This is a genomic window from Pseudomonas bananamidigenes (assembly GCF_001679645.1).
Lineage (GTDB): Bacteria > Pseudomonadota > Gammaproteobacteria > Pseudomonadales > Pseudomonadaceae > Aquipseudomonas > Aquipseudomonas bananamidigenes.
Genome location: NZ_LRUN01000079.1, coordinates 1 through 22,049, shown reverse-complemented (window position 1 = coordinate 22,049; position 22,049 = coordinate 1). Strand labels below are relative to the sequence as shown.

The 22,049-nt window shown below is 61.2% G+C and carries 19 protein-coding genes; 13 read left to right on the top strand and 6 right to left on the bottom strand.

Translation table 11 applies throughout. The features are described from left to right. Positions 1-9: 9 nt before the first annotated feature. The gene (locus tag BBF94_RS23850; RefSeq protein ID WP_065261412.1) at positions 10-1,230 is read right to left on the bottom strand and encodes a YbfB/YjiJ family MFS transporter; all 1,221 of its coding nucleotides are present in this window, start codon (positions 1,228-1,230) and stop codon (positions 10-12) included. Positions 1,231-1,341: 111 nt separating this feature from the next. Here BBF94_RS23850 and BBF94_RS23845 point away from each other — a divergent pair, with 111 nt between their 5' ends. Further along, positions 1,342-2,217 carry a LysR family transcriptional regulator gene (locus BBF94_RS23845; RefSeq protein WP_065261411.1) on the top strand — a complete coding sequence of 292 codons (876 nt, stop codon included), beginning with the start codon at positions 1,342-1,344 and terminating at the stop codon, positions 2,215-2,217. A 129-nt stretch (positions 2,218-2,346) separates the two neighbouring features. Here the strand turns inward: BBF94_RS23845 and BBF94_RS23840 are convergent, their stop codons facing one another. Further along, positions 2,347-3,069, bottom strand: a complete 723-nt coding sequence (locus BBF94_RS23840) for a pirin family protein (RefSeq protein WP_065261410.1) — start codon at positions 3,067-3,069, stop codon at positions 2,347-2,349. 213 nt (positions 3,070-3,282) lie between these two features. Here BBF94_RS23840 and BBF94_RS23835 point away from each other — a divergent pair, with 213 nt between their 5' ends. Together BBF94_RS23835 and BBF94_RS23830 are read left to right on the top strand one after the other, a co-directional pair. After that, positions 3,283-4,233, top strand: a complete 951-nt coding sequence (locus BBF94_RS23835; protein WP_065261409.1) for a GlxA family transcriptional regulator — start codon at positions 3,283-3,285, stop codon at positions 4,231-4,233. Positions 4,234-4,323: 90 nt separating this feature from the next. Next, positions 4,324-5,796: an ATP-binding protein gene (locus BBF94_RS23830; RefSeq protein ID WP_065261408.1), complete on the top strand. Its 1,473-nt coding sequence runs from the start codon at positions 4,324-4,326 to the stop codon at positions 5,794-5,796. On the opposite strand, the gene BBF94_RS23825 is transcribed toward BBF94_RS23830, so the two are convergent. Continuing rightward, on the bottom strand, positions 5,758-8,544 hold the full coding sequence (locus BBF94_RS23825) for an ATP-binding protein (protein WP_065261454.1): 2,787 nt from the start codon (positions 8,542-8,544) through the stop codon (positions 5,758-5,760). The two genes, BBF94_RS23830 and BBF94_RS23825, sit on opposite strands and share 39 nt — an antisense overlap. A gap of 329 nt (positions 8,545-8,873) precedes the next feature. On the opposite strand from BBF94_RS23825, the gene BBF94_RS23820 reads away from it, so the two are divergent. Then, positions 8,874-9,443 carry a flavodoxin family protein gene (locus BBF94_RS23820; protein ID WP_065261407.1) on the top strand — a complete coding sequence of 190 codons (570 nt, stop codon included), beginning with the start codon at positions 8,874-8,876 and terminating at the stop codon, positions 9,441-9,443. Positions 9,444-9,450: 7 nt separating this feature from the next. Here BBF94_RS23820 and BBF94_RS23815 read toward each other — a convergent pair whose 3' ends face one another. Next, a complete protein-coding gene (locus BBF94_RS23815; protein ID WP_065261406.1) occupies positions 9,451-9,852 on the bottom strand; it encodes a helix-turn-helix domain-containing protein in 402 nt (133 codons plus the stop codon). A 247-nt stretch (positions 9,853-10,099) separates the two neighbouring features. On the opposite strand from BBF94_RS23815, the gene BBF94_RS23810 reads away from it, so the two are divergent. The 7 genes from BBF94_RS23810 to ycaC all read left to right on the top strand — a co-directional run bounded on the left by BBF94_RS23810 (position 10,100) and on the right by ycaC (position 17,698). Further along, on the top strand, positions 10,100-11,083 hold the full coding sequence (locus BBF94_RS23810; protein ID WP_065261405.1) for an MBL fold metallo-hydrolase: 984 nt from the start codon (positions 10,100-10,102) through the stop codon (positions 11,081-11,083). A gap of 45 nt (positions 11,084-11,128) precedes the next feature. Further along, positions 11,129-12,052 (top strand): LysR family transcriptional regulator, encoded by a 924-nt coding sequence (locus tag BBF94_RS23805; protein WP_065261404.1) that lies wholly within the window; start codon positions 11,129-11,131, stop codon positions 12,050-12,052. 114 nt (positions 12,053-12,166) lie between these two features. After that, positions 12,167-13,900 carry an Ig-like domain repeat protein gene (locus tag BBF94_RS23800; RefSeq protein WP_065261403.1) on the top strand — a complete coding sequence of 578 codons (1,734 nt, stop codon included), beginning with the start codon at positions 12,167-12,169 and terminating at the stop codon, positions 13,898-13,900. 182 nt (positions 13,901-14,082) lie between these two features. Then, on the top strand, positions 14,083-14,499 hold the full coding sequence (locus BBF94_RS23795; RefSeq protein WP_065261402.1) for a DoxX family protein: 417 nt from the start codon (positions 14,083-14,085) through the stop codon (positions 14,497-14,499). Continuing rightward, the gene (locus BBF94_RS23790) at positions 14,492-15,118 is read left to right on the top strand and encodes an antibiotic biosynthesis monooxygenase (protein ID WP_065261401.1); all 627 of its coding nucleotides are present in this window, start codon (positions 14,492-14,494) and stop codon (positions 15,116-15,118) included. The genes BBF94_RS23795 and BBF94_RS23790 overlap by 8 nt, the downstream gene beginning before the upstream one ends. A gap of 45 nt (positions 15,119-15,163) precedes the next feature. Continuing rightward, on the top strand, positions 15,164-17,002 hold the full coding sequence (locus BBF94_RS23785) for an amidohydrolase (RefSeq protein WP_065261400.1): 1,839 nt from the start codon (positions 15,164-15,166) through the stop codon (positions 17,000-17,002). Positions 17,003-17,071: 69 nt separating this feature from the next. After that, entirely contained in the window at positions 17,072-17,698 is a 627-nt protein-coding gene (gene ycaC, locus BBF94_RS23780; protein ID WP_065261399.1) for an isochorismate family cysteine hydrolase YcaC, read from the top strand. Positions 17,699-17,756: 58 nt separating this feature from the next. Here the strand turns inward: ycaC and BBF94_RS23775 are convergent, their stop codons facing one another. Both BBF94_RS23775 and BBF94_RS23770 read right to left on the bottom strand, forming a co-directional pair. Continuing rightward, entirely contained in the window at positions 17,757-19,184 is a 1,428-nt protein-coding gene (locus tag BBF94_RS23775; RefSeq protein WP_065261398.1) for a mechanosensitive ion channel family protein, read from the bottom strand. 147 nt (positions 19,185-19,331) lie between these two features. Further along, positions 19,332-20,348 carry an alpha/beta hydrolase gene (locus BBF94_RS23770; protein ID WP_065261397.1) on the bottom strand — a complete coding sequence of 339 codons (1,017 nt, stop codon included), beginning with the start codon at positions 20,346-20,348 and terminating at the stop codon, positions 19,332-19,334. A gap of 161 nt (positions 20,349-20,509) precedes the next feature. Between BBF94_RS23770 and BBF94_RS23765 the strand changes: the two genes are divergently transcribed. Further along, a complete protein-coding gene (locus tag BBF94_RS23765) occupies positions 20,510-21,409 on the top strand; it encodes a LysR family transcriptional regulator (RefSeq protein WP_065261396.1) in 900 nt (299 codons plus the stop codon). Positions 21,410-21,518: 109 nt separating this feature from the next. Continuing rightward, positions 21,519-22,049 (top strand): class I SAM-dependent methyltransferase (locus BBF94_RS23760; RefSeq protein ID WP_065261453.1); only part of this gene is annotated, 531 nt, incomplete at its 3' end.

Here is a 22,049-nt window from a genome sequence, read left to right as displayed (position 1 = left end):
TGATTCCCGTCATTGCGCGCAGCAGCGTTGTTCGCCGCAGGAGGGCAGCAGTTTCATGGCGTGCTCAAGTATCAGCGCGATCACGATGGCACCGCCCGCAATCTCGAAGAGCAATACATGCTGTCCGCCCGTGGCGTTGAACAGCGCCGAGTAGGCGAAGCCGGCCAGCGCCTGAAATGTGGCGAACGACACGGTGGCCCGGCTCCACGCCACCTGTTGGCGATGGTGATCCGGCACCAGCTCATGCACCCGGGCCAACGCCAGCGGAACGATGCCCGGCGGAAACGAGCCGAGGATCACTGCCAGCAGTGCCAGCGCCAGGAACGAATGCGAAATGGCCAGCAAGCCAAGGGTGATCGCTTGCACCACCAACACGAGACGAATGCTGGTCCGCGCGCCGAGATGATCAGCGAGAAAGCCATGACTCACCGGGCCGACGATGGCACCCAGACCGTACATGATCCAGACCAGCGCGCCGACGTGCGCGCCGGCGCCCAGTCCACGGGCAACGTAATCCACCAGGAAAACCATGGCCGGCACCAGCCCGGCAGCCATGAACGCATACTGGGCAAACAGCAGATAAACAGCAGGTGGTGTCGGCTCTTCCGGTTCTGCCTGAGCCGTTGCGACGGTTGACTGGGGCAGTTCCGAGGGCCAGCCGAACCAGCTCATAGCCGTCAGTGCCAGCGACAAGGTGCCCAGTCCCAGCCAGGTCGCTTGCAGGCCCAGGTTCAACAGCAACGGAACAATCGTGCCCGAGCCGGCGATGCCCAGTCCGATGCCGAGGAAAATCGCTCCGCTGGCCAGTCCTTTGCGCGCGGCCGGTACATGAGGCAATACGGTCGCGGCCACCAGCACCATGATGGCCCCACCTGCGATTCCGGACAGCAGGCGCCAGCCGAAATACCAGCTCACCGATACGGGGTAAGCACAAGCGAAAAACGCCACGGTCACCGCCAGCATCATCAGACGCAGAGCGTTTCTCTGAGTCAGCCGTCGTGCAAGCGGACGGCCCAGGAGGGCGCCGATCAGGTAACCGACCAGGTTGGCCGCGCCGAGATAAACGACATCATGGGTGGAAAACCACTGCGCCTGAATCAGCGCTGGGATCAGCGGCGTGTAGGCAAAACGCGCCAGACCGATGCTGACCAGGCTGGCGCAGAGTCCGGCGAAAATCGCCAGCCAGATACTCGTGTCCGGCCGCTCGGGCGAAGCAGTTGATGTACGCATGACGGCAATCCTGTGAAAGGTTTATGGCGTCCAGCATATCGGCTAACGTTGCTGCTGAAATGCAGCGAGTTTGCGTGATAGTGATGCGTTTATGCATCAATGGGGAACGGTATGAACTGGGATGATGCACGTGTGTTTCTTGCGGTCTGCCGCGAGTCGACATTGCGCGGCGCCGCGCGCGTGCTGGGCGTGGACCAAGCGACGGTCGGGCGACGTATCACGGCATTGGAAAAGTCGTTGGGCGCAACCTTGTTCCTGCGTACCTCCGAGGGGTATGCGCTGACGGCAGTCGGCGAAGCCGCGCTCCGCTCGGTGGAAAAAATGGAGCATTCGGCGCTGGAGCTGGAACGACGTATCCAGGGCCTGGACGATCGCCTGACCGGCAGTGTGCGGGTCAGCACCACGGATTCGCTGGCCATCGATTTCCTGATCCCGGCTATCGCGCGGTTGCACGAACAGCATCCGGATGTGCGCGTGCATCTGGACGCCTCCACGCAGATCCTCAGTCTGGCCAAACGCGAAGCGGACATCGCCGTGCGCAACACCCGTCCGGACAACCCGAACCTGATCGCCCGGCGCATCGCGCGTTGGCCGGTGGGGTTGTTTGCCTCACAGATGTATGTCGACAGTCACGGGGTGCCGACTCCGGGCAGTGCGTTCGAGGGCCACGATCTGGTGGTATATCAGCCGTATCTGCAAGGCAGGCAGGACCTGACCCTGGTCTGCGAACCCGTGACGCGCGGGCGTATCGTCGCCGGCCTGAGCTCCAGCCTGCTGGTAAGACGATCGATTGCCGCCGGGCTGGGTATAGGAGAAATCCCGGTCTACATGGGCGAACGTGATGGGCTGGTCAGGCTATGGCCGGAGCGCACACGTCCGTTGCCTTATGAAGTGTGGTTGGTGACCCATGCGGACTTGCGCCATACCGCGCGGGTCAGGGCGGTGATCGAGCAGATTGTCGAGGCGTTTGCGCTGGAGAATGAATAGTCCATGAATGCCGTGCAGGCCTTATCGAGACAAGAAACGCTTCCGGCGCCGGCAGTGCTGCCGACTTTTACGCAGAATGAAAAACGCCTTCAACGAAGGCCGTTTTTTCTAACGATGAAAACTATCGACTCATGGCATTTCCGGCAGCTCTTGCGGCCGCAGGTCGAACACCAGAACTTCGGCATCCTGGCCATTGCTCAGGGTCAGCGCCTGTTCTTCTCGAATACGGACACCGTCGCCTTCTTTCAACGACACCCCGTTCAGTTCAACGCTGCCCCGAGCTACGTGCACGTAGGCATAGCGGTTTGCAGGCAGCTCGAGCGTGGCGCTTTCCCGGCCATCGAACAGCCCGGCGTACACCCGTGCATCCTGACGTACCTTGAGCGAACCGTTGCTGCCCTCGGGCGAGATGATCAGTTGCAGGCGACCGCGTTTTTTCTGTTCGCTGAAGTGTTCCTGTTGATAGCGTGGTTTGGCTCCGCTGACGTCCGGCACGATCCAGATCTGCAGGAAGTGCACAGGCCGAGTCTGCGAGTGGTTGAACTCGCTGTGCGCCACGCCACTGCCGGCGCTCATCAGTTGCACGTCGCCAGGCCGGATCACCGAGCCGGTGCCGAGCGTGTCCTTGTGTTCCAGCGCACCCTCGAGTACGTAGGAGAAAATCTCCATGTCGCGGTGTGGGTGCTGGCCGAAGCCTTTACCGGCGGCGACGCGGTCATCGTTGATCACCAGCAGGTCGGAAAAGCCTTGTTCACGCGGATCCCGGTAACTGGCGAAAGAAAAGGTGTGGAATGACTTCAACCAGCCATGATTGGCCAGACCACGGTCGGAGGCTTTGCGAAGGGTCAGCATGATGAAATCTCCTTTCAGGACGTTGATTCGTCCAAGTGAGGAGAAGGTTACTGGTAACCGTGGAATGCAATAAGTAGCTATAAATTGAAATACTGTCCCTTTAGAGTTGACAGTCTTGTGCGCCCGTTCACGCAATCTTTCGCAACGTTTGCTCTGTACTTGGCCATAATGCTGCAACTTATAACTGTTCATTGATTTCAGTGATGTCTGCTCATGAAAACCGTGGCAATGGTGTTGTTTCCAGAGTTTCTTTTGCTCGATATGGCGGGGCCGATGGAGGTGTTTTCGGTTGCCAACCGCTATCTCAAGCCAGACGATCACTACCAACTGACGCTTTTGGGGACTGAACGTGGGCCGCTGCGCGCCTCCAATGGTGTCCTGGTGCACACCGACGGGCACTTCGATGAAGCGGCCGGGCGTTATGACTTGCTGCTGGTTCCGGGTGGCCCGGGTGCCTACAACAAAAAGTGCCCACCCTTGCTGGACTGGCTCAAAGGAGCGGTGAGTCGGGCCGAGCGCTATGGCTCCATTTGCACGGGAGCGTTCGTGCTGGGTTACGCCGGTCTGCTCGATGGTTATCGTGTGACCACTCACTGGAACTACACGGAACGCCTGATCAAAGGCTTTCCAAAGGCAGATGTCGCGACTGACCAGATCTTTGTCGAAGACCGCAACCTGATCACCTCTGGTGGCGTCACCGCCGGCATCGATCTGGCGCTGGCGGTGGTGGCCCGCGATCACGGCAAGAAAATCGCCCAGGACGTGGCCAAAGTGCTGCTGGTGGTCATGAAACGCCAGGGCGGGCAGGCGCAGTTCAGTCCGCTGATGGCAGCCGTGGCCCCCCACGAAACGCCCATTACGCGGGTCCAGAATCACGTTCTGGAACATCTCGAGGAAGTCTTCACCATAGAGCGCATGGCCAGCCTGGCGAACATGAGCACGCGGCATTTCGCGCGGGTGTTCTCCCGTGAGGTCGGCATGACGCCCATGGAGTTCCTGCAAAGCGCGCGCATCGATTGCGCGCGCAATCTGCTGGAAACCGGCGATCTGCCATTGAAAACGGTGGCCTACAAGAGCGGTTTCGGCAGCGTGCGCCACATGCGTTTCCTGTTCGGCGAAAAGCTCGGGCTGACGCCGACCCAATACCGCGAACAGTTCAGCTAGGGCCGTTCTGTCCGTCACGGGCACCCGGATGTCCGTGTTGCGCCCCGCGTGATGGTTGTACCGTCATCCAGGCCTGCCAAGATAACGGACATGAACAGCCTCAACCAATTGCATGCGGCGTCGGTCCTGCGCTTCGGTCCGTACGCGTTCCATTTGCGTCAGCGGCTGATCCTCGAAGGGGATCGGCAACTGCGCATGGGCGGTCGTGCGCTGGACATATTGCAGGTGCTGGTCGAGCGAGCCGGGCGGGTGGTCAGCAAGGAGCAATTGATCGCGTTGGTGTGGCCGACTTCGGTGGTTGAAGAGATCAACCTGCGGGTACACATCGCTGCGTTGCGCCGGGCTTTGCGCGATGGGGAGAACGGACAGCGCTACATCGTCAACTTACCGCAGCGCGGGTATAGCTTTGTTGCACCGGTGCATGACGATGGCGTCGCGCAAGTGGTGTTCGAAAGCCTGCAGATGCCTCAACACAACCTGCCCGCCCGGCTGACGCCTGTCACGGGGCGCGACTCTGTGGTCGGCAGTCTTGTGCGGCAGTTGCCGCTGTCGCGACTGATAACGGTGACGGGACCGGCCGGCGTCGGCAAAAGCACCGTGGCGTTGCGGGCGGCGGAACTGCTGCTGCAACACTTTCGTGACGGTGTGTGGCATGTGGATCTGTCGCTGATCGACGAAGAAGCACCACTGGCCGATGGCGTGCTGAAAATCCTCGATATTGATTTCGCCACTCTGGCGGCGCGCCATGCCTTGCTGGTGCTGGACAATTGCGAGCACTTGCACGAAGCCTGTCGGAGCCTGCTGCAGACATTGCTCGACATGGCGCCCCGACTGTCGATTCTTGCCACCAGCCGCACTCCGTTGTGTGTTGGTCTGGAAAGCCTCCAGCCACTGTCGCCGCTCACCGTTCCCAAAACCTCGGCACTCAATAGTGTCGATGAGGCCATGGGTTTTTCGGCGGTGCAGCTGTTTGTCAGCCGTGCCCGGGCCCGCCAGCATGATTTCGATCTGCGTGAGCAGGACCTCGAGGCGGTGCGTGATATTTGCGGTCGGCTCGATGGTCTGCCTTTGGCGATCGAGCTGGCGGCGGCGAAGATCGATGCACTGGCCCTGGTCGGGCTTCAGGCGCAATTGGCTCACGGACTGCAGGTTTTGAGTCAAGGTCGCCGTACCGCGGTGCCACGACACCAGTCAATGAAGGCTGCTCTGGACTGGAGCTATAAGCGTCTGAGCGAGCACGAACAACGTGCGTTGCAGCGCCTGTCGGTGTTCAAGGCGGCATTCACCCTGGATGCCGCCATAGGCGTGATCAGTTGTGCGCAGTTGCCGCCTTCGACGCTGGTGGCCGTGGTCGAACAACTGGCGTCGAAGTCGTTACTGTCGATGGACCGATCCGGCGCAACACTGCGTTATCGAATGCTCAACACCACTCGCCGCTATGCCCGCGAACAGCTGGAGCTGGGCGGCGAACTGCATGACGTCGAGCTTCGCCATTCTCGCTATCTGGGCCGTACGCGACCGAACTCACGCGACCGACTGATCGCGCAGTTCGTCGAGCAATGAGCGCACCTTGCGCAGGTCCGGGGTCGCGTAGCCTTCGGTGAAGCGGTTGTAGATCGGGGTCAGCATTTCCAGCGCCTCACGATAACGCGCCTGGCGTTGCCATAACCGGGCCAGCGACGTCGCGCTGCGCAGTTCCCAGGCCAGTGCGCCTTGCGTCCGGGCAATCGCCAGGGATTGCAGCAGGGCACTTTCGACCGTGTGATGGCAGGGCGATTCAGCGGTCAGCAATCGTTCGGCCCGTGCTCGCAAAATCTCCGCCGTGCTCCAGCCGGCCGCGCCGCTCTGGGCCCGCTCCAGCAAGGCATCATCGACGAAACCCGGATCCAGCGTGACCATGATTTCCCTGACCAGACCGCTATCCGCAGGCGGGATTGCAGAGGCTTTGTCGGCATCGATCACCTGCGCATAGTGCCGTGCCCACGTGTAGAACAGCAGCACCGAGTGCTTCTGCGACTGTTCGAGCAGGAGTTGCAGCAGGGCACGGGCGTTCTGCACATCACCGTTGTAATGGGCGATCAGGCAAGTGGCGAGTGCGAGGGTGTAGCAGATCGAAGTGCCGTGATTGATCTGTACGGCGATGTCCAGCGCCTGCCGGGCCGTACGCCAGGCCTGTTCCGGGAAACCCTGCAGCCATAACACCCGGGCAAGGACAGTCAGCGAAGCGACACTCTGATCGTATTGCACGCCGAAACCGTGGGTGAAACGGTTGAGGTGGCCGCTTTGGGCCATGCGCTGAATGACCTGTTCGGCGTGGATCCGCGCCTGATGCTGATCACCGGCGTAATGCAGCGCGAGCACCCGCAGACGATGAGTGCTCAGTGACAACTGCGCATCGCCATGCAGGCCGAGGCTTTCGAATTGCTCACTTTGTTCAAGCGCCATCCGGTAATGACCGCAACTCAGATTGACCGCCATGTGACCTGACACGGCACGCAACTGGCCGGCGATGTCGTCGTGCTTCTGTGCCAGCAGACGTGCGCTGACAAAGGCTTCGATGGTTTCCGGTGTACCGCCCCAGGTGTGATAGCAGGCGCTGCCGAGAGCCAGTTTCAGGGCGATTTCCAAGCGTGGGCAAGGCGCCTGCGCCGACGCCAGCAACGCGAGGGCACGACGCACATGGGCACCGTACTCCTTGAGCAGGGAAAGCTCCTGCCACAACGGCGCCGAGGTCGCCGTCAGACGCACGCCAAGTTGACGCGAGCCTCCATCGTTCAGCGTCCACTCCAGCGCGGCCCGCAGGTCTTCGAGGCCACGGGCGTAGCGCTCGATCCAGATTTCGGTCGGTGTGTTTTCCCAATCGGCCTGGGCCTGATGCATCAGCGCCAGGCAGCGTTCGGCATGGCGTTCACGGGTTTCGCCGAGTTCGGCGGCCTGGTCGAGTTTTTCCAGCGCGTAACGGCGGGTTGTGTCGAGCAGGCGATAGAACACCTCTTCATCGCCCACCTCGACGTTGAGCAATGACTTGGCAACCAGTTGCGTGATCGAGGCAAACACCTCGCCAGACTCGATGTGCTGGCCAACGATGACCGCTGCGGCAGACTCCAGAGTGAATGCGCCACGGAACACGCCCAACCGGCGCAGGCCTGTCTGTTCGCAACCGTTGAGCAGATTGAAGCTCCAGTCGAGCGTGGCCCGCAGGGTTTCATGCCGGCCCAGATGAGTCTGATTACCCGCCGGCAAATGTCCCTGAAGCTGCCTCAGCAGTCCGTCCAGCCCGAGGCTCGCGACCTGTGCGGCCGCCAGCTCCAGTGCCAGCGGGATACCGTCCAGCCGTCGACAGATCTCGATGATCAAGGGCAGGTCGGCCGGTTGCGGCTCAAAGTGTTCGTGGGCGGCCATCGCCCGTTCGACGAACAGTTGCAGCGCGGAAAACCCCATCGCCTGATCGCGGTCGAGCACCGCAATCGGTGGTGGGCAGTCGAGCGATTCCAGGCGCTGCACGTACTCACCCTCGGTGCGCAGACTTTCTCGACTGGTGGCCAGAATGTGCACCTGCGGCGCGCCACGCAGAATGCTTTCACTGAGCAGCGCCACGGCGTCGATCAGATGCTCGCAGTTATCGATCACCAGCAGCATCTGCCGCTCGCGCAGACTGTTGATCAGGCAGGCCATCGGCTCGCTGTCATGCAGCGAAAGGTCGAGCAGGGCGGCGAGGTGCGAGCAGATCGAGCGCGGGTCGTTGAGCGGAGCCAGATCCAGCAGGCGAATGCCGTCGCGATAACGGCCGATCAGTTGCTCGGCGACACGCAACGCCACCGTGGTCTTGCCGATGCCGCCGGGGCCGATCAGGGTGATGCAGCGCTGGCGCGGCAGTTGGCTCATCAGGTTGTCGACCACCGCCTGGCGACCGATCATCCGCGTGCGGCGCAGCGGCAGGTTATGCCGGGCCGCGTGACCGGCGGCGGGTCGCTGCTCGATCGATTGCAACTGGATCGGTGCCACGAAACTGTAACCGCGCTGCGCCACCGTGACGATATAGCGCTGCCCGGCCTGACCGTCGCCCAGTGCCTTGCGCAACGATGCCATGTGCACCCGCAGGTTGATGTCTTCCACCACACTGTCCGGCCAGACCCCGGCGATCAATTGCTGTTTGCTCACGACTTCACCGGCATTGGCCAGCAGGATCAGCAGAATGTCCATGGCACGGCGCCCCAGGCGCAAAGGCTGGTCGCCTTCGAGCACCAGCCGCTGGCCGGGGTGGATCCGATAGGGGCCGAAACCGATGGCCTGATTCGGGGAAAGACTCAACCACATACTCCTTCGTTGTTCTTTTGATCCTGCCCGGGCGTTGGTGAAAAAAACGTGACAGGGCGGATAGCGGCTCGACGAGGCTGTAAGCCGTCTGGTCCGCGTTTTCCGAGCATATTCCTCAGGATCGGCTGCCAGCGCAATGCGCACAAGGCATTGATGCCCGGATATCTATCGGCGAGCGGCGTCATTGCGCTCGTATTCAAAGGCCCGAATCTTCGCCTGCTCGCCCGGCAGATGAAAAAAATTAACAACGATTAACTCGTCCGCACCCGCTGCAGAGCCAAAACTCCGAGGCAACGGAATGCATACGTCTAGAGGACGCTGCGATGAGCAAGGTAGTGGTGGTCTATCACAGTGGCTACGGGCACACCCGCGTCATTGCCCGGGCGGTGGCCCAAGGTGTGGAGCGTCACTCGGGCAGTCGCTGTCTGCTGCTGGCGGTGGAGGATGTGGACGCACACTGGGAAGACCTGCACCGCGCCGACGCCATCATTTTCGGTTCGCCGACCTACATGGGCAGCGTGTCGGCGGCGTTCAAGCAATTCATGGAGGCCACGGCGTCGTTTTACCTCGCCCGCCCCTGGCGCGACAAACTCGCGGCAGGCTTCACCAATTCCGGCAGCCTGTGTGGCGACAAACTCAATACCTTAGTGCAGATGGCCGTGTTCGCCGCTCAGCATTCGATGATCTGGGTGGGGCTCGATCTGCTGCCGGCGCGTGTCGGTGCCGGGGGCATTGACGGCCAATTGAATCGCCTCGGCAGTGCCCTCGGTGTCATGTCCCAATCCTCTGTCGAACAACCGCCCGGACTTGCGCCTCCGCTGGAGGACCAACTGACTGCCGCGCACCTGGGCGAGCGGGTGGCGCGGCTGGCTCAGCGGATGGTCCGGGAGTGAAGCCGCTTCAGCGGTTTTTCATGACCTGACAACGCCACGCAAACGGATTGATCCCTTCGCTGCGGGTGAAGATATGGCAAAAGTGCGCCTGATCGCAGAAGCCGCATTCCAGGCTGATCTGCGTAAGGCTGTGGTTGGTGTGCTGAATCAACTGTTTGGCCCGGGCAATGCGTTGGGAGCGGATCCAGTCTTGTGGCGAGTAACCGGTGCTGCATTTGAAAGCCCGGGAAAAGTGGCTGCGTGACAGTGCGCAGGCGTTGGCCAGATCGGAGACTTCAAGGCTATCGCCTAGGCGTTCGAGAATGAGTTGTTTCACCAGCCGTTCACGTTGCGGGCTGAGGCCGCCAGTGCTGGTTTTGCGAGGTTCGCTGGCAGGGGCGAGGGCGACGGTTTGCTGTGAGTGAGCCATGGCCAATGTCCGTGTCGAGGGGGGAAGGCACGGTCAGCGCTTTCCCTCAGGTCAATAAAACAACGCTGCGCAGAGGGATTCATTGTTTGGCGAGGGGCGAAGGCTGACGAGTTAAACGTTGTTAATTCCACCTTCTGCTCCAACTCAGCACACCGCTGCAAGTCCCCATGGTGGGAATCGGGCAGGATGGCGACGATTGAGGCGGGCCATGAGGGCCGCAGAATCGGGCTCGTTCGAGGAGGCGCATATGAAAGGTTTGTTCAACGGCGTAATCGGCGCGACATTGGTCGGTGTGATGTCCACCGCCATGGCGCAGGCACCACAGGTCGGCACGCAGGTGCCGGGTTATTTCCGGCTGGCGCTGGGCGATTACGAAGTGACGGCGCTGTTCGATGGCTACAACGACTTGTCGCCGAGGCTACTGCAGGGCATGAGCCAGAGCCAGATTCGCGCCTTGCTGGCCCGTCGCTCGATTGAAACGCCGGGCGTGCAAACTGCGTTCAATGCGTTCCTGGTCAACACCGGCAAACAACTGGTACTGGTGGATACCGGCGCGGGTCAGTGCATCGGTGCTACCGCCGGCCAGCTTTCGGCCAACATGCAGGCGGCGGGCTACAAGCCTGAGCAGGTCGATGCGATTCTGCTGACTCACCTGCATCTGGATCACGTCTGTGGACTGGTGGACGGCCAGCAACAACCGATTTTCACCAATGCCACGGTTTACGCCGCCAAGGCAGAAGCCGATTATTGGCTCGACCCGCAGGCTCTGGCCAAGGCACCGGCCGGTGCGCGGGAGTTCTTCAAGATCGCTCAGGACTCTACCGCGCCATACATCGCCGCCGGGCGTTTCAAGACATTTGCGGCGGGCCAGTCGCCGTTGCCGGGCGTGGTCGATGCCACACTGGAAGCCGGCCACACGCCGGGCAGTACAACCTACCGTTTTATTTCACAGAATCAGAGCATCGTGTTCATGGGGGATCTGGTGCACAACCTGGCGGTGCAGTTCGACCATCCTGAGGTGGCGATCAGCTTTGACGTCAACAGCCAGCAAGCGATCAAAAGTCGTAATGCGGTGTTCAGTGCAGCGGCGGCCAGCAAAACCTGGGTAACGGCTGCGCACTTGCCTTTCCCGGGCATTGGCCACATCACAGCGGTCGACAAGCACTTCCAGTGGGTGCCGGTGGAATACGGCCCATACAAACGCGCAGCCAAAGTGCCGTTTATCGAATAAAGTGCACAGCTCTCACGTCAGGCTCAATCAAGGAAAACGTGCTCAATGAACCGAAACGATCTGCGCCGCGTCGACATGAACCTGCTGGTGATCTTCGAAGCTTTGATGTTCGAAAAGAACCTGACCCGCGTCGCCGAAAAACTGTTCATGGGCCAACCGGCAGTGAGCGCGGCGCTGGGCCGCCTGCGGGATCTGTTCGACGATCCGTTGCTGCTGCGCAACGGTCGAGGCATGGAACCGACGGCGCGGGCGCTGGCGATTCTGCGGGAACTGCAACCGGCGATGGACGTGATTTCCGGCGCGGTCAGCCGGGCCAAGGAATTCGACCCGGCCACCAGTTGCGACGTGTTCCGCATTGGTCTGTCGGATGACGCCGAGTTCGGTCTGTTTCCGCCGCTTCTGCGTCAATTGCAGGAAGAGGCGCCGGGGATCGTGGTCGTGGTGCGGCGCGCCAACTATCTGCTGATGCCAACGTTGCTGGCGTCCGGGGAAATCTCCGTCGGTGTGAGTTACACAACGGACCTTCCGGCCAACGCCAAGCGCAAGAAACTGCGCGACATTCCCTGCAAGGTCCTGCGCGGCGATGACCGCCCGGGCCCGCTGACCCTCGACGAATACTGCGAGCGGCCCCATGCGATGGTGTCGTTCTCAGGCGATTTGAGCGGCAACATCGACGTGGACCTGGCCAAGGTCGGTCGCAGTCGTCGCGTGGTGCTTGGTGTGCCGCAGTTCAGCGGTTTGCGTGCCTTGCTCGCGGGCACCGAGATGATCGCCACCGTACCGGATTATGCGGCGTGTGCACTGGTCGAAGGGTGTGCATTGCGAGCTGAAGATCCGCCGTTTCCGATTGATGCGGCGCAACTGTCGATGGCCTGGAGCGGGGTGCATGACAACGATCCGGCAGAGAAGTGGCTGCGTTCGCGGATCAGTCAGTTCATGTCGGCGTCGCTGGACATTCCGGCGGTGTGAATGGCCGTTCGTCTAAAACCGCGTTGACCCTGTTAGTTCTGACAGTGGTGCGTGCTCGCCTTCCCGTGTTTGATGGGCCAATCCCGAAACGGCCTGCTATCAAGGGAAGTGAATATGGACACGCCGACTCCTGCGCCCATCAGTGGCGACCTGCCGCGGCTGGCAATTAAAGAAAGTTCGAATGGTTTCCTGCTGCCAGCGGCCGCCCGGTACAACCTGACGGTAATCATCGACTTCCCCTGGTTGCCGGGAGACTTCCTTGCCATCACGTGGGCCGGGACTCCAGGTTCCGGTTCCTATACGTCGCCGCGCATTCCGATCGGCGGATTTCAACGCCCTTTCACGACCCATATCGACAATATTCTGGTGGCGTTCAATCTCGGGCAGACCGTCATCGTCACTTACACGCTTTACCGTGGCACTGAGCCGCCCGTGGAATCACAACCGTTGCCGCTTTTCGTGGCGCTCATAAACCAACCCGATCTGCCCCTGCCGGTGATCAAAGAAGCAAGCGACGAAGGTGACGGCACTCACCTGGATGTGAGCGGTCTGGCGGAGGTTACATTGCGTATCCGGTCATGGCTGCTGAGCAGACGCGAGCAGTTCTTCTGGCTCCAGCTCACAGGTGTGAAGGTCGATGGCAGTGTCTGGGAGGCCTGGTATTGGCAAGCACCGGAAAATGTCGTCGGTAATCGATTCAGTCTGGGGTATTACGAACAAAAGGTTCCTGCTGCACCGCTGCAAGGTCTGCAAAACGGCAGTGTGCTGACGATGAAATTCTGGGCCGGGCTGCGGAACAGTCCGGATCTATCCGATGCTCAGGCATTTGCACATCGAAATTACATCGTCCTGACGGCCCCCGTGAGCGCGCCAAGGATCGAGCGGATCACTGATCCGCTCGATCAGGAGATCGCCGAAGATGGCGACACGCTTTTCACCAGCGTCACATTGCACGGCGCCGCGACCGAAGAGGTCAGCGTGTTTGATGGGCAAGCGCTTCTGGGCAGGGCGCCGGCCAATGCGGGCGTATGGGAATTTCCGGTTAACGGATTGACCGAGGGGCTCCACGTCTTTACAGGTCGATACTCCGGTGGCGGCGTATCCAATACTCGGACGATCAACGTTCTGGAAAACCGCGAGGTGCGGATCAAGGAATCAACCGGCAACACCCATTTGAATCCGGGTGCAGCGACAAACGCGCTGACATTTGTCCTCGATTATCCGAGCCAGCCTGCCGATCAGGTCAGCGTTAGCTGGACCGCGGCGCCGGGCACGCCAGCGGCAGGGTCGTATACCTCGCCGGCGGTTGCCGTGGGGGCCACACCCAGAGAAATATCGGCACCTGTCTCTCTGGTGGCCTTCAGCATCGGTAAAGCCGTTGAAGGCACCGCCTCCTATGTACGCGGCGGTGCACCTGCGGTGCAATTGCAACCCTTGGCGCTATCTGTGCTGCCGATCCCGAGCGACTTGCTCACATCCCCCGTGATCGACGAGGCGAAAGGCACTCTCGAACTGGACAAGAAGGACATCGTGTCCGGAGCGAATCTGACATTTGGCGGCTGGATACATATGGCGAGAGGCCAACGGCTGGAACTCACCCTGATGGGCTTCACGGCCAATGGTGCCGTGAACAATCGAAGTATCTGGACACCTGATCGCAATTCGGTGCATCTGGCCTGGGTCACGAATCTGGGCTACACCTTGAGACTCCCGGCGGACTATCTGCTGTCGCTTGGCGTCGGGACATTCTTGAGCATCATGTTCTCAGTGAGAACAGACCAGGTGGCGAACTCGACGGCAGTCACGGTTTTCGAGCCGCGTCGGTACACCGTCGTGGATACACGGTGACCGGAGGAGGGAATGAGGTCTTCGGCGCTGGGCCGATAGCACGCGAAGCGTCCCGGGCTTCATTCCCACGCACTGGGAACGATCATCAAAAGAGTTTCCAGACCAAGAGAGCACACCCATCCAATTTCCCCCCGATCAATCGTTGCACCATTGCCTGCAATGATTGATCGGGGGTGGGAACCATGAACGCTCCACAACGCAATGACCAGGCGCAAGACCTCGGCCTGTTGTTCCTGCGGATCTCCGGCGGGTTGTTTCTGCTGTTCGTCCACGGCTTGCCCAAGCTGCTGGACTTCACCACGCAGCTGCAGCAAATCGAAGACCCGTTTCACCTCGGTGCCCACCTCACCCTGATTCTGGCGATTTTTGCCGAAGTCCTCTGTCCGCTGCTGATCGTCGCCGGGTTACTGGTGAGATTGGCGTGCTTGCCTATTCTGTTTGTGCTGCTGGTGGCGTTGCTGCTCGTGCATCCGCAATGGAGTGTGGCCGAAGGGCAGTTCGGCTGGTTGCTGTTGATTCTGTTCACCACTGTTCTGATCGCCGGGCCGGGACGGCTGGCGCTCAATGCTCGATTGCCCGGAGTGCTCCGTTATGTCTGATACCCAGTCCCCGATAAAGCCGGGAACCGAAGAAACCGTGACGCTGATCGTCAAGCATCGGGTCAAGGCCGGTTTCGAACAGCCGTACGAAACCTGGTTGCGCAATATTGTCAGCGTGGCAGGACGCGAAGAAGGGCACCTGGGCGTGGACGTGATGCGCAGTAAACAGGGTGGCCTCGCGTTGTTCACCTGCGTGCTGCGTTATTGCTCGACCGAGGCGATGCAACGCTGGCTCGATTCGCCGCAGCGTCAGAAGCTGATCGAGGAAGCGGCACCGATGCTCGCCGACGGCGACCAGACCGAAGTCAACGCTGCCAATGAGTTCTGGTTCACGCCACTGGTCGATGCAGCTACGCCGCCGCCCCGCTGGAAGCAGGCCGTTGTGACGTTGTTCGTGATTCTGCCGCACACCTTGCTGGTGCCGCTGATCTGGGGGCCGTTGCTGCAACTCAATGCATTTCTCTCCAACTACGTGGTCGCCACGTTCCTGATCACCCTGACCATCGTGCTGTCGGTGGTGTACGTGTGCATGCCCGCCGCGACCCGCCTGTTCGCACCCTGGCTGACGGCGAGTCAGCCCCATGAACACCTGGAATCCAATGCCAACCCGCCGCGCTGAGCCGGCAGGTATGGGCTTCGTTTCACTTATCTCGAAGGAACTGCGATGAACGCCGATCTGATTCTGTTCAATGGCCAATTTCATACGGTAGACCGCGAAAAACCCCTCGCCAGTGCGGTGGCGATCAAGGACGGGCGGTTTGTCGTCGTCGGCAACGATACGCAGGCCATGGCCCTGCGCGGTGCCGGTACGCAAGTGGTCGACCTCAAGGGCCGCTGCGTGATTCCCGGCCTCAACGACTCGCACTTGCACCTGATCCGTGGTGGCCTGAACTACAACCTCGAACTGCGCTGGGAAGGCGTGCCGTCGCTGGCCGATGCGCTGCGCATGCTCAAGGATCAGGCCGACCGTACACCGACCCCGCAATGGGTGCGCGTGGTCGGTGGCTGGAACGAATTCCAGTTCGCCGAAAAACGCATGCCGACCCTCGAAGAGATCAACCAGGCAGCGCCGGACACCCCGGTGTTCATCCTGCACCTGTACGACCGCGCACTGCTCAACCGCGCTGCCTTGCGCGTCGCCGGCTACACCCGCGACACGCCGAACCCGCCGGGCGGCGAAATCGTGCGTGATGCCAACGGCAACCCGACCGGCATGCTGGTGGCGCGGCCGAACGCGATGATCCTGTACGCGACTCTGGCCAAGGGGCCGAAGCTGCCGCTGGAATATCAGGTCAACTCGACCCGTCAGTTCATGCGCGAGCTCAACCGTCTCGGCCTGACCAGCGCCATCGATGCCGGCGGCGGTTTCCAGAACTACCCGGACGATTATCAGGTGATCGAACAATTGGCGAAAGACGACCAGTTGACCGTGCGCATCGCCTACAACCTGTTCACCCAGAAGCCGAAAGAAGAGCTGACCGATTTCCAGAACTGGACCGGCAGCGTCAAGTTGCATCAGGGTGATGACTTCCTGCGCCACAACGGCGCCGGCGAAATGCTGGTGTTCTCGGCGGCGGACTTCGAAGACTTCCTCGAACCGCGCCCGGACCTGCCGCAGACCATGGAGCAGGAACTGGAGCCGGTGGTGCGCCACCTGGTCGAACAGCGCTGGCCGTTCCGTCTGCACGCCACTTACAACGAATCCATCAGCCGCATGCTCGACGTGTTCGAGAAGGTCAACCGCGACATTCCGTTCAACGGTTTGCCCTGGTTCTTCGATCACGCCGAAACCATCACTCCACAGAACATCGAACGGGTGAAGGCGCTGGGCGGCGGCATTGCGATTCAGGATCGCATGGCGTTCCAGGGTGAATACTTCGTCGACCGCTACGGCAAAAAAGCCGCCGAAGCCACACCGCCGATCAAGCGCATGCTTGCCGAAGGCGTGCCGGTCGGTGCGGGCACCGATGCCACCCGGGTGTCCAGCTACAACCCATGGACTTCCCTGTACTGGATGGTCAGCGGTCGTACCGTTGGCGGTCTGGCGCTGTACGAAGAAGGTCTGCCACGCACCACCGCACTGGAGCTGTTTACCCATGGCAGCGCCTGGTTCTCGTCCGAACAGGGCAAGAAGGGTCAGATCAAGGTCGGGCAACTGGCGGATCTGGCAGCGCTGAGCGCGGACTTCTTCCATGTCGAGGAAGAGGCGATCAAATGGATCGAGTCGGTACTGACCGTGGTCGGCGGCAAGATCGTTTATTCCGCCGGCGAATTCGAAGACCTCGGTCCACGCGCCTTGCCGGTACTGCCGGACTGGTCGCCGGTGGTGAAAGTGCCAGGTCACTGGCGTCCGAACTCGCCGTTGCAGGCCCAGGTGCACCAGTGCAGCGGTCCGTGTGCCGTGCATTCCCACAGCCATGAAAAAGCCCGCCTGTCGAATGCGCCGGTCAGCGACTTCGCCGGTTTCTGGGGCGCCTTCGGCTGTTCCTGTTTCGCTTTCTGATTTCGAAAGAACGGCGCCGGTCCGAGTGGCCCGGCGCTTCACGCACCACCCATCCCCGAGGAGTTTCACATGAGCAACGTTCCTTACAAACGCCTGAACAAAGACGACGCCGTGGTCCTGCTGGTCGACCACCAGACCGGTCTGATCTCGCTGGTGCAGGATTTCTCGCCGAACGAGTTCAAGAACAACGTGCTGGCCCTGGGCGACATCGCCAAGTTCTTCAACCTGCCGACCATCCTCACCACCAGCTTCGACAGCGGCCCGAACGGCCCGATCGTGCCTGAGCTGAAAGCCCAGTTCCCGGACGCGCCGTTCATTGCCCGCCCTGGCCAGATCAACGCCTGGGACAACGAAGACTTCGTCAAGGCGATCAAGGCCACCGGCCGCAAGCAACTGATCATTGCCGGTGTGGTGACTGACGTGTGCGTAGCGTTCCCGACCCTGTCGGCGCTGGCCGAAGGCTTTGATGTGTTCGTGGTGACCGACGCTTCGGGCACCTTCAACGAAACCGTACAGCAAGCGGCATGGGCGCGCATGTCGGCTGCCGGTGCACAACTGCTGAACTGGTTCGCGGTGGCCTGCGAGCTGCAACGCGACTGGCGCAACGACATGGAAGGCCTGGCGAATCTGCTGTCCGAGCGTCTGCCGAACTATCGCAACCTGATCAACAGCTACACCAAGTTCACTGCCAAGTAATTGGCCGAAAAAAAATGCCCGCTGAAGAGCGGGCATTTTTTTGTCTGCCGAAAAGGGCTCAACGCTTTTGCAACCACCCCAAAAAACCGCCCTTGCGTACCGGCACAGGCTTGGCCATCAACGCCAGCCGGCTGTTCTGCTGCCGTACCGCTTGCAACTTGTTCAACGCCTGACCGACTTCGCTGCGCTGTTCCATGCATTGGCGGGTCAGGTTCTTGTCGAGACGGTAGATGATCGAAGACGTGAGCGCCGTGAATGTCGCCTGCGAAGGCGTATCGGCCAGAATGCTCTGTTCACCCATGACCTCACTCGGTCCCATGCGTCCGGCTTCGGTGAAACCATTGCCGTCCGGTACGCTGGCGCTGACCACACCGGTGGCGATCACGAACAGGCTGTCCGGCACTTCCTCCAGACCGAGCACCACCTGCCCGGCGCTGTATTGCTGCGCAACCATCGATTCGGCGAGGCGATCGCGTTCTTCATGGCTGAGCGAACGGAAGATTTTCACTTCGTCGAGCAAGGCCCGGGCGCGGGTCGAGGGTTCGATCACACCATCCGGGTGCCGCGAAATACCAGCCGCTTCGAGATGACGATGAGCGAGGTCGAACAATTGATTGCGCACTTCGCTTTTCTTGCCCAGTTCGGCGATGAAACCGCTGGCCACGTATTCCGACATTTCTTCGCCGGCCTCTTTGAGGACCGCTTTCGGCGCAGGCGTCAGCAGCAGGCTGCTGCTGCCTTGCAGGGTGCGGTCGAGGGCGTCGAGCACGCGGCGCGGACGGATATGGTTCGGCACCTTGATACTGATCGACACACCGTGCAGGTTGTTCGGACGGCTGAGGTTGACGATCTTGGCCTTGGCCGCCACCGAGTTCGGCACCACGGCCAAGGTTCCGGTGCTGCTCAACAGGTGCGTGGCGCGCCAGTTGATGTCGAGCACTTTGCCCTCGACGCCGTCGATCACCACGAAGTCATCCACCTGATACGGCTTGGTGGTGTTCAGTACGATGCCGGAAAACACGTCGGCCAAGGTGCTTTGCAGGGCGAGACCGATCACGATGGCGACCACCCCGGAGGTGGCGAGCAAGCCTTTGACCGGCAGGTCCAGCACATAACCGGCGGCTGCAACGATCGCCGCCAGAAACACCAGAGCACCGATCACATCCTGCAGCAGACGGCCGCTGTGGCCGATGCGGCGCATCAGGATCAGACCGATCAATTCGGTCAGTGCCCGAGCGGCGTACAGCCACCAGAGGATTCCCAGGGCCGTCGCTCCCAGTTGCGCCACCGGGTCATCGGCAAACACCGGCGCCTGCAACGGGCTCACGCCGGCGTTGATGACCAGTGCGCTGAACGCCAGAAACAGCACCAGCCGCACACCGACCCGTTGCGCGCGATGCTTGAACGGGACGAGGTGCCAGAGCAGGGCGTCGAGTACCAGCAGCAGCGCGCTCAAGGAAAGCAGGTGGGCAGAAAGAAAGGACATGATGAACTCCACAGTCTGGATGACAGACGCGGCGAGGGAGCTTGCTCCCGCCGGGCTGCGAAGCAGCCCCAAAATCTTCGACTTACTGAAGATTTTGTGAGTGCTGCGCACTCAAGCGGGAGCGAGCTCCCTCGCCCCAGGTTGCACTCAGTTCAGATGGGTCTTGAGTTCTGCCGCTGCCTGGCGCACGGCGGCCTTCACTTCGGGAATCCCGTTCAGCGGGTTGAGCAGACCGAAGTCGTGAATCATCCCGTTGTAGCGCACCGAGGTCACCGGCACACCGGCGGCGTCGAGGTGGCGGGCGTAGCCTTCGCCTTCGTCACGCAGCACGTCGAACTCGGCGGTCTGCACCAGCGCGGCGGGCAGGCCCTTGAGCTGTTCGGCGCTGGCGTTGAGCGGCGAGGCATGGATCTGCGCACGCTCGGCCGGGTTGGTGGTGTAGTTGTCCCAGAACCACTGCATCATGCCTTTGGTCAGGAAGTGGCCCTCGGCGAATTGCTGGTACGAGCCGTTATCGAAACCGGCGTTGGTTACCGGCCACATCAGCAACTGGAAGCGCAGGGCCGGGGTTTTCTGTTCCTTGGCCATCAACGCCACGACCGCCGCCATGTTGCCGCCGACGCTGTTGCCGGCCACCGCCAGACGCTTGCCGTCGACACCGATGTCCTTGCCGTGCTCCGCCACCCACTTCGTCGCGGCGTAAGCCTGATTGATCGCGGTCGGGTAGTGCGCTTCCGGCGATGGTGTGTAATCGACATACACCGCAACCGCACCGGAGCCCACCACCAGATCACGGATCAGGCGTTGGTGCGTCGGGAAGTCGCCCAACACCCAGCCGCCACCGTGGAAGAACATGAACACCGGCAACTCGCCCTTGACCTTGGCCGGACGTACCACTTTCAGGTTGATCGTCTGGCCATCGACCTTGATCGCCTTGTCGCTGACGTCAACACCCGACAGGTCAACCTTCACCGAAGCCTGGGCACCGGTCAGCACCGCACGGGCTTCTTTCGGGCTCAGTTGCTCCAGCGGTTTGCCGCCGCCGGCGGCGAGCGCATCGAGGAAGGCCTGGGTGTTGTGTTCGACGCCAGTGCCTTCGGCGGCGAATGCGTTGCCGACGGACAGGGCGAGGAGGGAAGCGGCGAGGGTTTTCTTGATGTTCATGTGCAATTCCTTTTCAGTCATTTGAGTTTTTGTATGCGTCGGGATCGGGCTGCTGTGGCGCTGGGGTTCAGGCCTCAGCAACACCGTGAGCACAGATTAATGAGGTGCCGGAAAGTGAAAAAGCGGCTATAAAGCGTTTAACTGTCAACCAGAGAGTGACAATGAACCCGTTCGAAGACATGCGTATTTTTTGCCAGGTGATGGACTCCGGCAGCTTCACGGCGGCGGCCGATCAGTTGGGCCTGTCCAAGCAGTTCGTCAGCCGTCGGTTGATGCAACTGGAGGAGCGCCTCGGCGTGCGTCTGCTCAATCGTTCCACCCGGCGCCTGGACGTGACTCCACTGGGCCAGAGCTATTACGAATCGGCGCTACGACTATTGGGTGAAGTCGAACAGGTGGAGCAGGGCATCGCCGGGCAGACCGCCGAGCCGCGCGGAGCGATTCGCGTCAGTGCGCCGCTGTCGTTTGCATTGGCGCATCTGGGCTGCTTGCTGCCACCGTTTCTGCAGCGTTATCGCGAAGTCACGGTGGAGGTGGACCTGAGCGACCGACCGGTGGATCTGCTCGGCGAGGGTTATGACCTGGCGTTGCGGATCGGTGTGCTGGAGGACTCGACATTGATTGCCCGCCGCATTGCCGCCATCGAGCGGGTGTACTGCGCCAGCCCCGCTTATCTCGCCGAACGTGGCACGCCGGTCAAACCGGAAGATCTGCTCAGTCATGACTGCCTGCCCTACGGCCACGGGCGTTCGGTGCAGTGGCGGTTCAATGCGGGGCAGGGCAAGCCGCAACTGGTGAATGTCACCGGGCGGATGCGGGTCAACAACGGTGAGTTGCTCCGGGATGCGGCCGTGGCGGGGATGGGAATTACCTACTTGCCGACGTTCATTGTCGGGGCCGCGCTGAGGGACGGGCGGCTGGTACCGGTGCTGGATGATTTGCGTCCGGAGCCGCTGATTCTGTCGGCGGTGTACCCGCAGCACCGTCAGACCTCGCGGCCAGTGCAGGCGTTGATCGAGTTTTTGCGCGAGCGGCTGGATCAGGCGGAGGGAATTTTATAGGCCTCAGGTTTGAGCCGGCGGACGGTGGCTTACAAGTTCGCAACAACCTGGATCGACCAGCTCGACTAGACTCGGGCCGCTCAATCAAGAGCCTCGTGCGGAGCGCGCCATGGAAGTGCCAGACCACAAGAACGTCATCGAAAGCAATCGTCGGGCGTGGAACGATTCGGCCCGTCATCATCAGGATTCACCTGATTGGCAGGCCTTGCTGGCCGAGGTCGCCCAGGCCGGTTTTTCCTGCCTCGACAACACCCTGCGCGGGCTGCTGGAGCAGGTCGGCATTGATGGCAAGGACGTCGTGCAACTGGGTTGCAACAATGGCCGCGAAAGCCTTTCGCTGTTCGCGCTGGGGGCGCGAAGTGTCGTCGGTGTCGATCAGTCGGCGGCGTTTCTCGAACAGGCCCGGACGCTGAACAGCCGCTCGCCGCACCCGGCCCAATTCATCGAAGCCGATATTCACCATTTGCCCGAATCACTGCGCGGTCGTTTCGACGTGGCGCTGATCACCATCGGCGTCCTCAACTGGATGCCCGACATCGGCGAATTCTTCCGCCACGTCGCCTCGACCCTGAAACCGGGCGGACGACTGGTGATCTACGAGACCCACCCGTTTCTGGAAATGGTCGATCCCGAGGCCGAG